This window comes from Streptomyces sp. NBC_00122 (genome assembly GCF_045160845.1).
Taxonomy (GTDB): Bacteria; Actinomycetota; Actinomycetes; order Streptomycetales; family Streptomycetaceae; genus Streptomyces.
This window is the reverse complement of the sequence record NZ_CP108191.1, coordinates 7,396,086-7,404,623: the sequence shown is the minus strand read 5'-3', so window position 1 is coordinate 7,404,623 and position 8,538 is coordinate 7,396,086. Positions and strand designations below refer to the sequence as shown.

Genomic DNA, 8,538 nt, shown 5'->3' with positions numbered 1-8,538 from the left:
CCCACAGCGCTGCGCGCTGTGCCAACGAACGGCCCCGCTTCGCGGGGCCGTGGCCCTTCGGGCCGGTGTCCTTCGCTTCGCTGCGGACTGCTCCGGTTCCGCTTCGCTTCACCGGAGCTGACCTCGTTTCACTCGGTCTGCGCCTTCGGCGTGTTGGGGCCTGCGGGCGCTGCGCGCCCTTGGCGGACAGATCCGCTTCGCTCCTCTGCCTGGCCTTGCGGCTTCGCCTCCAGGCCTGCCCGCTTCGCGGGCGGCTGGCAACAGAGCCGCTGGCTGCGGGGCTTGGGTCGGGTCCGGCCGAAGATGCGCTGGCCCCGGCCGGGGGCCTTGGGCCGGCGTGAGTATCCGGTTCACTCCCCATTGAAATGGCTGGGACTGATCTCCCAAGCTCTGGCCATACGAACACCAAGCCTCAACAATCAGCCCATGGCAGACAACGAAGGCGGATGGCGCCCCCCGGACAGCAAGCACCCCTGGTTACCCCCGCAAAACGGGGGTGAACAGCTCCCACCCCGGAACAACGGCAGTCCCGGCGGGTGGCGACCCCCACAAAACCTCGCCACCTACGTTGCAGTCATCCTCTTCGCCATCTGGACCCTCGGTGCCATCCAATGGAAGAACCAAGACTGTGACCTCATCCCCACCTCCTACCGCCTCGTGATCACCCACGGATACCCAGACATCATGGAGGGATGCGGCACCCAGCACGGAAGCAACGTCGACAACGACTGACCAGCCGCAAGCCGACACCCCGCCAACAACATCCCGCCCCTGCCGAGGCTCCCCCACAAGGGCGCAGCAACCGCAGGGGAGATGACCCCGTGTCACCGGTCCGCGCGTGCGGCCCGTTGGGCGGTCCCGCTCCGCTGCCGCCCTTTCAGTCCTTCCGGCTTCGCCTCCAGGACCACAGCCCGCTCCACGGGCAGCAGCAGCTGAGGTGAGCCGGTCTATCAGCCGGTAGGCAATGTCATGACCGTAGTAACCGGCCAGACGGACCGCGCTCATCCGAGGCCCGGCCGGCAGGTGCAGCAGACTAATGCCGCAGTGGTCACCGCCGACCTGCTTCGCCGACGCTTAAACCAACGAGGAACGGCTGACCAGGCGCCCATTGAGGACGACCTCCAGCCAGGTGTAGCAGTCACCGATCCACAGCCCGACCTCCGCCCCGCATCCCGCGCAAGCCAGGTTCGGCCCCTGGTGCCCGCCTGGCCCGCAGCAGCCGCCCCAGCGGCTCAGGATCTTCGTGGTACCGACCAGGTCGCCTGGGCTCAACAGCAAGTCCACCCCCGGCCCGTGCCCCGCCCGGGACATTCCGAAGCCCTTGGGCAGCGAGCCCCAGGTGATGCGTCCCGGCTGCGGGTCGCGGGCGAACGTGCCTGCCGCCATCCTGGGCGGGCAGGGGGCCACAGGAGAGTCGAGCGGCGTCCAGACCTCGTCCTCCGCCGGCGGATGCACCTCGCGCACCGGCGCGGACAACCGGGCGCCGCACACAGCGCAAGAGAAGACCTCGGCACCAGCGATCTGCATGTCATCCCCCTTGTCCTTCAGTGCCGGTGAAGCTACCCCACGCCGCTGACCCACCCCAGCCGCTACCGATCCCATTGCAAAGAGGAACGGGGTGAGCTACTCCCCCGAAGTCTTTGAAGCTGTCCATAGCGGTCCACGGTTCAGGCGGGTAGGCATCCCGAGGCCTGGGATCCGTCGACGCTACGAGCTCAGCCATACGGAAGAGCCGGTCCCAGTACGCCGGGCAGTCACCATCCCCGAGCACGGTAAGGATCTCGCCGAGCTGGTCCCCACGCCGATGCAGGACCCTGTATCGCCACTCATCCAAAGTGCCGGCATTACTCAGCCACGTATGCACACACCCAGTGATGTCCGAGTCGACCAGGACAAGGTCAAAACCCGCCCGATCAGCACCGGCAAGACCAGGCGGGAAGGGCGCAGAGCGATGCTCCTCCCACAACAAGGTCACAGCGGTTACGGGATCAGTGTCGTGGCTCATCCCCCTGATCCTGACCGAAACCCGCCGAAGAAACACCCGTCTTTCCCTGTTCCCGCAGACCGGCCTCCCTCTGGGGCCTACCCGCTCCGCCTCCAGGACCGCAGCCCGCTCCGCGGGCGGCCGATACCAGAAGGGGTGGCCGTCGTGAACCGGTCCAGCAGTCTGACGGCCATGTCGTGGTTGTAGTAGCGGGCCAGTTCGAGAGGCGTCTCGCCATCGGGCGTAGCCGTCGGGTCTGCACCGTAGGCCAGGAGGATCGCCGTAAGAGCCGAGTCGATCGGCCCGCCCGACTGGAGTGCCCCATCCCCTTCCACATCGATAGCGTGAAGGAGCAGTGTCAGCCCGCAACAGACCTCTTCAGGATCCGCCCCCTCGTCCAGGAGACGGGTCAGCGCCGCATGGTCACCCGACTCGACCGCCTGATGCGCTGGAGTCCACGGGCTCTCGATCATCCAGACTCCCAATCAGAACAGACATGCGAGCAGAAACAGCATGGCAGGGTGTGGGCCATCAAAATCCAGCGCCCAGCCCGGCAGCGTTTCCTGACGCATCCTGTCAGTCAGTTCACCGTCGTCGCCATCCTGATACTCGCTCTCTTCGCGCTGGTCAGCCTCGGAGTGATCTACATGCTCCATGCCATCTTCGGAAGCGCCCGGATGGCACCAACCCTCCGAAGATGACCCCGCTTCACGGAAACGCCGGCTATGGCGTCTTAAGGGGGCGCCTGCTGTACTCCCTGGCCGTCCGGCTTCGCCTCCAGGCCGTGGCCCCGCTGACGCGGGGCCACGCTGGCAGTAGCTAGAGCGCCCTCACCTTGTCGGCCTGAGGGCCGCGCTGCCCCGCGGTGACCTCGAACTCCACCCGCTGGTTCTCCTCCAGGTTCCTGAACCCCGAGCCCTGGATCGCACTGAAGTGAACGAAGACATCCGCACCGCCCTCATCCGGGGAGATGAACCCGAAGCCCTTCTCACCGTTGAACCACTTCACAGTCCCCTGAGCCATACACAACCCCTCGTACGACGGTGCCGAGAACGTGATCCGCATCGGCTGTACGCGCATCCTCCCCGAGCCTCGGGAGGATGAAACCCGGTGTGCATCATTCTATAGTTGATAGACAGCTACTGGCGTCCGGGCTCTCTAGCGCTGCGGCCATCAGGCCGGGACCGGAATCAGGGCCAGCGCCCGGAGCCATGAGAGGCCACGCTTCCAGCGTGCGTGCGTCAGGCTCTGCTGCGCGGAGTCCGGATGGAGATCACCCGCGTGGGTGACCGGAAGGCAGGACGGGACATGGTCCGGATGGAGTTGCGGCCACATCAGCGTGAGGCCGTGGACGCGGTGCTGAAAGCACTGGAGATGCCCGCTTCGGGCCGGGTCCCGGAACAAGGGCTGCGCACCCAGGTGGTCATGGCCACCGGCTCGGGCAAGTCCCTGGTAGCAGCCAGGAGCGCGGCGGAACTGCGGGCCCGCCGGGTACTTGTCCTGGTGCCGTCGCTGGACCTGCTGACCCAGACAGAGGCCGCCTGGCGATCGGGCGGACGCACTGGCGCAGTGCTGGGGGTGTCGTCACTGCGCGAGTCGGAGGCCGGATTCGCGAACACCACCGCCCCGGACGAGCTCGTTCGGTGGACCGCGCACCTGGAACAGACCACGGTCTTCTCCACCTACGCCTCGCTCGGACTCGGCACGCTGGAACGCGCACACTCCGCAGGCCTCCCCGGCTGGGACCTGATCGTGATCGACGAAGCGCACCGTACGTCCGGGCGGATCGGGAAGCCCTGGGCCGTGGTCCACGACAACACCCGCATCCCGGCCGTCCGGCGTCTGTACATGACCGCCACCCCGCGCCTGTGGCAGGACGGGGAGGACGAGCAGGAGCAGGGCGCGCCCGGCGGGCTCGTCGCGTCGATGGAAGACGACGAGAACGAGCCGTTCGGTGCCCGCTGCTACACATTGACGCTGTCGGAGGCCATCGACCGGAAGACCGTCGCCCCTTACCAGGTCATCGCCGTCGACGTCAGCGACCCCGGACTCCAGGTGGCGCAGTTGCTCGGCGTCGAGCAGCGCTCCGACCGGGTCCGCGGAGCCCGGCTCGCCGCCCTGCAGACCGCACTGGTCAAAGCCGCCGCCACGGGAAGATTCCGACGCACCCTGGTCTTCCACCACCAGGTCAAAGAAGCCGAAGCCTTCGCCAGCGGCCTGCCCGACGTCGCCGCCCAGCTCCACACCCTCGACTCCGGGCTGTACCCGGCGTCGGTGTGGGCGGACTGGGTATGCGGCGAACACCCGCCCGCCTACCGGCGGCGAGTCCTGGACGACTTCGCCGCCGGCGTCGCGGCTGATGGCACTGAGGTCGGCAAGACGTTTCTCAGCTCCGTACGCGTCCTCGGCGAAGGCGTCGACACCGCCAACTGCGACTCCGTGTTCTTCGCGGACCTGCGCGGATCGATGCCCGACCTCGTCCAAGCCGTCGGCCGGGCACTACGCATGCAGCCCGGCGAAGGAAAGACCGCATCCCTTGTCGTCCCCGTCCTCCTCGGGCCCGGGGAGACGCCGGACGACATGCTCACGTCTCGCTCCTACGCGGACCTCGTGAAGCTGCTCGAAGCCCTCCGCGCACACGACACCCGCATCGTCGAACGACTCGCCGAACCCCAAGCCCCCAGCCGTTACACCCCCCTCTCCCAGGCGCAGCAGCCCGGTGAGTGGCATCCCGACGCCGATGGCATCAGCGGGCCAGCACACGCCCTCCTGCGGTTCTCCACGCCCCGCAATCCCGCGAAGCTCGCCGCGTTCATCAAGCTGAGGGTGCTGGAGCCGGAGACCACGCACTGGCTGCGGGGGCTGGAAGCCGCCATGGTCTACCGCCACCAGCACGGCGACCTCCGCGTCCCCTTCACCTACCGCGTCCCCACACCCGAACAACAAGACCAGGATCAGGCTCAGGAGCAGCCGGACCGTCGGCGCATCCGCCAGGAGCGGATCGGGCAGGAGCGCATCGAGACGGCACTCGACACACTCGAACAGGCCGTCGCCGACGAGGACCATGACACCGTCGACGACACCCTGCTCGACGCGGCAGAAGACGCCGAGGAACACCCAGTACGGTGGCCGGCCTCACTCGCCCGCTTCCCCCTCGGACAATGGATCGCCGACGCACGCCGCAACCACACCACAGGCCGACTGACCGCAGAGCGGGTCAAGCAGCTCAACGAACTCGACATGGTCTGGTCCGCACGCGACACCGCCTGGGAAGAAGGCCTCACCGCCGCCCACGGCTGGGCCCAGGAACACGGACACCTCCTCGCACCTACCGACGCCACCTGGCACGGCCAGCCCATCGGAATCTGGCTCAAAAACGCGAGAGCCGCCGCACGCCGCACCATCGACAACGAACAACGGGAGGCCGACGGACTGGAGCCGCTGCCGTCGGCGTGGTCGATGCCCCAGGAGCGGCGCGACCAGCTGGAAGAGATCGACCCGGCCTGGTGCCCCGCATGGCCCGTCACCTGGCAACGCTGCTTCACCCTCGTACGCCGCCACATCGAAGCAGGCGGACAGCTACCCGCGGTACCCGGTGACGCCGTAGTCCAAGGCGAAGACCTCGGACAGTGGGTACGCGCGCAGCGCTTCGGCTGGGACAACCTCGCCACCGGGCAGCAGTGGATGCTCGCGAACATCCTCGGACTGGAGCCGGCGAGCGAACGGGAGAAAGCCAAGGCCGTGGGGCACACCAGCCAAGCAGACAAATGGACCATCAACCTCGCCGCCGCTGCCCAGTTCCACCAGCGGGAAGGCCACCTCACCGTCCCCCGCAAACACGTCGAGCCTGTAACCCTCAACGAAGATGGACTACCCGCCGACGAACACGAGCAGGGACGGGTAGAACGCCCGATCAAACTCGGCGCATTCATCGCCAACAGCCGGGCGAGAAGGGCCTCGCTAAGTGACGAACGCGTCGCGCAGCTCGATGCGATCGGCATGAGATGGGCCGGCTGAACCACCCGGAACCTCGGGTCCGCCGTTGCTCCACGGCCCGCGGCCGGATCCTCTCGCCTACCCTCCCTCCCCACGCCTTACGCACTATCGTGGACGGCGCCAACCGGAAGAGGATGCGACCATGACCACCGCCCCGGGGCCCTCCCAAGGAGTCCCTCCGATGCCCGAGCGCAGCATTCCCGCACTGCGCGCAGCAATCGCCGTGCACGCGCCGCAGCTGCTGGCCGACTTCGAGGCCAACTGGCAGGCGAAGATCGCCGACACCTACGACATCGGAGCGGCGCCAGCGTTCCTGGCGCGCTGGTGGGGTGAGTACGCCCTCGCCCGCGATCCCGGGCTCGACCACCACGTTCGTGATCTTGAGCAGCGGGCCGCCGAGAGCGCCGATCCCGACAAGGCCAAGGATCTCCTCGAAGAGGCATCCCGGATCCACCACCAGGTCGCTTCGCTCGGGCCCGGCGAGTGAGCGCAGAGTTCACCGGCCCGCCCTGGGCTGCGGACTGGACCAAGCTGGCCGCCGAGTACCGCGACGCTTTGCCGACCTGCGTGCGAGACCTGATCATCGATGCGGTCACCTAGCTGAAGACCTCCCGCCATCCCTACCGTGACGACCACCTCGACACAGCGAAGGTCAGCATCGAACCGGTCCGCTCCACCGAACCCCGCGGCCCGCACATCCTCTACTTCGACCACGGTCACGGCTGGCTCCGCTACACCTTCACCCACCGCACCACCGACCCACAGATCGTCATCGAACAGATCTTCTGGCAATAACACCCGGCCGCGCTGCCACGCCCCCGCAACCGCTGCGGCCGCCCCGGCGGCACCCGGGCAGCCAGCGCCCCGAGGCCAACCGCCCGGCGGCATTAGGCAGCGAAATACTGGCCGAACCAAGGGACCCCTACACCTCCCGCCCACTTCCTCGGGATCGTTGGCACCCGTACCCCCGGCTCCACCGACGGGGGCACGCTCAGCGGGTCATGACGTAGATGACCAAGGCCAGGGGCCCGGGGCAGGCCAGAGCACCCAGCAGAGTGAAACGGGCCTCGCGCGACAGACGCCGGATGCCAGGAGCGAAGTAGAGCAGAGTGAAGACCGTGCCCGCTCCACCGACGATGCACACCGGCCAGAGCAACAGTTCAGTCATGTCCCCACCCGTCGCCGCACCCAACAGACTGAGCGCGGCCACGACGAAAAAGATCAACCCCACTGCCGACCCGGTGACCGCCCAAAGGACCGCTGCAGCCACCACGAGGGTGCGGTTCGGCACAGCCGTCCTCTGGCGTGCGGATACTGCGAACATGACGGACTCCCTGGCGCTGACCTGTGGTAACGCACCAAGTCTGGAAGGCCGGCGGCGCCACGGGATGAGTGCGGGTACTCAGAACGCGACGGCCGGATGCTCAGCACACCGAGATAAGTACGCCCTCCTCAGCAGGAGACCAACAGCACCTGACACGACGTCACTGCCATCCCTCACTGACACGAACACGGCACATCGCAGTCACACCTTGTAGGGAAACGGGGGGCGGCGGCTACCAGCTCTGCCAGGCCGGGGCGGGGTAGCGGGGTGCGCGCCGCTTGCGGGCTTCGAGCCCGAGGAACATGGCTCCCGAGGCGAGGGTCGCGAGGAACGACACCAGCATGGCTGGCGGCAGCAGGACGCTGGCGGGTTCCCCCAGGCCCAGCCACAGCGCCACCGTACCCATCGCCAGGGCCACCAGCAACGAAACCCTCGCGGTGAGCGACAGCTTGCCGCTCACCGCGACGAAGGCATACCCGACGAGCAGGCCCGGCACGACGGCCGCTATCAGGCCCAGGAACAACAGGAACAAGAAGACGAGCAAGGCGATGAGCGAGACGATGAGCATGTCGTACCGACCTCCGGATCTCACGGCCAACTCGTGCCGAGAGCAGACGGATCCACGTCCCCCTGGTCTGACAGGCCTTTCCGCACGCCATGCTGCCAGATTTTCTGAACACGTTCAACGCCTTCGTGCTCGCCGCGATCCGCAGCACGCCGCTCTCCACCACCACGCGTTCCACCAGCACCGTCACCAGGTGCGGGAACACCAACTCCAGCAAGGTCTCACACGACTGAAGAAGGATCCCCAGGATGACGGAGCGTCACCGGCGCACGGCAGCACGCTCCACTTCACGGAATCCGTGCCTGAACCAAAACACACAGTCGAAAACAGACAGCCCTTAGCAAGCACATGCACCACCCATCGCAGGGGCCATGAAGACGCCGAGCGAGTCATTCCCTTGAGTTCTTAGCGCGGCCGCCCTGCCTCCCTGTAATTCCGCGTCCAGGTGCCAGGCGAGGCGGTCAGGACGCTGCTGGCCATCTCCCGACCAGGTCTGGCAGCCCTCGGGCTCCCGGCACCTGCGGGGATGACCCCCAGTTGTCAGTGCCGGGCAGCTCCACGGTGGCCCGGAACGCGGCCCGTGGGCCGCCCCATGGGTCGGGACCGGTGCCGAGGTAGGCCTGGTCCAGGTCAACGACCCGGGCCGTGTTCGTTTCCTGACCGCCGACC

At 67.4% G+C, this 8,538-nt stretch carries 10 protein-coding genes; 4 read left to right on the top strand and 6 right to left on the bottom strand.

The window, feature by feature from the left end; all coding sequences use genetic code 11:
• The first annotated feature begins 426 nt into the window (after nucleotides 1–426).
• Nucleotides 427–732, top strand: a complete 306-nt coding sequence (locus OG737_RS34010; protein ID WP_405676282.1) for a hypothetical protein — start codon at nucleotides 427–429, stop codon at nucleotides 730–732.
• A 342-nt stretch (nucleotides 733–1,074) separates the two neighbouring features.
• Here the strand turns inward: OG737_RS34010 and OG737_RS34005 are convergent, their stop codons facing one another.
• From OG737_RS34005 to OG737_RS33990, 4 genes are all read right to left on the bottom strand, one after another.
• Nucleotides 1,075–1,527, bottom strand: a complete 453-nt coding sequence (locus tag OG737_RS34005) for a hypothetical protein (protein WP_405676284.1) — start codon at nucleotides 1,525–1,527, stop codon at nucleotides 1,075–1,077.
• Nucleotides 1,528–2,082: 555 nt separating this feature from the next.
• The gene (locus OG737_RS34000; protein ID WP_405676286.1) at nucleotides 2,083–2,457 is read right to left on the bottom strand and encodes an ankyrin repeat domain-containing protein; all 375 of its coding nucleotides are present in this window, start codon (nucleotides 2,455–2,457) and stop codon (nucleotides 2,083–2,085) included.
• Nucleotides 2,458–2,469: 12 nt separating this feature from the next.
• Nucleotides 2,470–2,640: a hypothetical protein gene (locus tag OG737_RS33995; RefSeq protein WP_405676288.1), complete on the bottom strand. Its 171-nt coding sequence runs from the start codon at nucleotides 2,638–2,640 to the stop codon at nucleotides 2,470–2,472.
• Nucleotides 2,641–2,803: 163 nt separating this feature from the next.
• Entirely contained in the window at nucleotides 2,804–3,007 is a 204-nt protein-coding gene (locus OG737_RS33990; RefSeq protein WP_405676290.1) for a cold-shock protein, read from the bottom strand.
• A 285-nt stretch (nucleotides 3,008–3,292) separates the two neighbouring features.
• Here OG737_RS33990 and OG737_RS33985 point away from each other — a divergent pair, with 285 nt between their 5' ends.
• Together OG737_RS33985 and OG737_RS33980 are read left to right on the top strand one after the other, a co-directional pair.
• Nucleotides 3,293–6,001 carry a Helicase associated domain protein gene (locus OG737_RS33985; protein ID WP_405681268.1) on the top strand — a complete coding sequence of 903 codons (2,709 nt, stop codon included), beginning with the start codon at nucleotides 3,293–3,295 and terminating at the stop codon, nucleotides 5,999–6,001.
• Between the two features lie 160 nt (nucleotides 6,002–6,161).
• Nucleotides 6,162–6,467, top strand: a complete 306-nt coding sequence (locus OG737_RS33980) for a hypothetical protein (protein WP_405676292.1) — start codon at nucleotides 6,162–6,164, stop codon at nucleotides 6,465–6,467.
• A 504-nt stretch (nucleotides 6,468–6,971) separates the two neighbouring features.
• Here the strand turns inward: OG737_RS33980 and OG737_RS33975 are convergent.
• On the bottom strand, nucleotides 6,972–7,304 hold the full coding sequence (locus tag OG737_RS33975; RefSeq protein ID WP_405676294.1) for a hypothetical protein: 333 nt from the start codon (nucleotides 7,302–7,304) through the stop codon (nucleotides 6,972–6,974).
• A gap of 232 nt (nucleotides 7,305–7,536) precedes the next feature.
• Nucleotides 7,537–7,896 (bottom strand): hypothetical protein, encoded by a 360-nt coding sequence (locus OG737_RS33970; RefSeq protein ID WP_405921067.1) that lies wholly within the window; start codon nucleotides 7,894–7,896, stop codon nucleotides 7,537–7,539.
• A gap of 65 nt (nucleotides 7,897–7,961) precedes the next feature.
• Between OG737_RS33970 and OG737_RS33965 the strand changes: the two genes are divergently transcribed.
• Nucleotides 7,962–8,102: a hypothetical protein gene (locus OG737_RS33965; protein WP_405676298.1), complete on the top strand. Its 141-nt coding sequence runs from the start codon at nucleotides 7,962–7,964 to the stop codon at nucleotides 8,100–8,102.
• The last annotated feature ends 436 nt before the right edge of the window (nucleotides 8,103–8,538 follow it).

What these genes read in the sequence shown, in the direction of transcription:
- OG737_RS34010 (WP_405676282.1), top strand. Translation starts at nt 427, where the DNA reads ATGGCAGACAACGAAGGCGGATGGCGCCCCCCGGACAGCAAGCACCCC.
- OG737_RS34005 (WP_405676284.1), bottom strand. Translation starts at nt 1,527, where the DNA reads ATGCAGATCGCTGGTGCCGAGGTCTTCTCTTGCGCTGTGTGCGGCGCC.
- OG737_RS34000 (WP_405676286.1), bottom strand. Translation starts at nt 2,457, where the DNA reads ATGATCGAGAGCCCGTGGACTCCAGCGCATCAGGCGGTCGAGTCGGGT.
- OG737_RS33995 (WP_405676288.1), bottom strand. Translation starts at nt 2,640, where the DNA reads ATGGAGCATGTAGATCACTCCGAGGCTGACCAGCGCGAAGAGAGCGAG.
- OG737_RS33990 (WP_405676290.1), bottom strand. Translation starts at nt 3,007, where the DNA reads ATGGCTCAGGGGACTGTGAAGTGGTTCAACGGTGAGAAGGGCTTCGGG.
- OG737_RS33985 (WP_405681268.1), top strand. Translation starts at nt 3,293, where the DNA reads ATGGTCCGGATGGAGTTGCGGCCACATCAGCGTGAGGCCGTGGACGCG.
- OG737_RS33980 (WP_405676292.1), top strand. Translation starts at nt 6,162, where the DNA reads ATGCCCGAGCGCAGCATTCCCGCACTGCGCGCAGCAATCGCCGTGCAC.
- OG737_RS33975 (WP_405676294.1), bottom strand. Translation starts at nt 7,304, where the DNA reads ATGTTCGCAGTATCCGCACGCCAGAGGACGGCTGTGCCGAACCGCACC.
- OG737_RS33965 (WP_405676298.1), top strand. Translation starts at nt 7,962, where the DNA reads ATGCTGCCAGATTTTCTGAACACGTTCAACGCCTTCGTGCTCGCCGCG.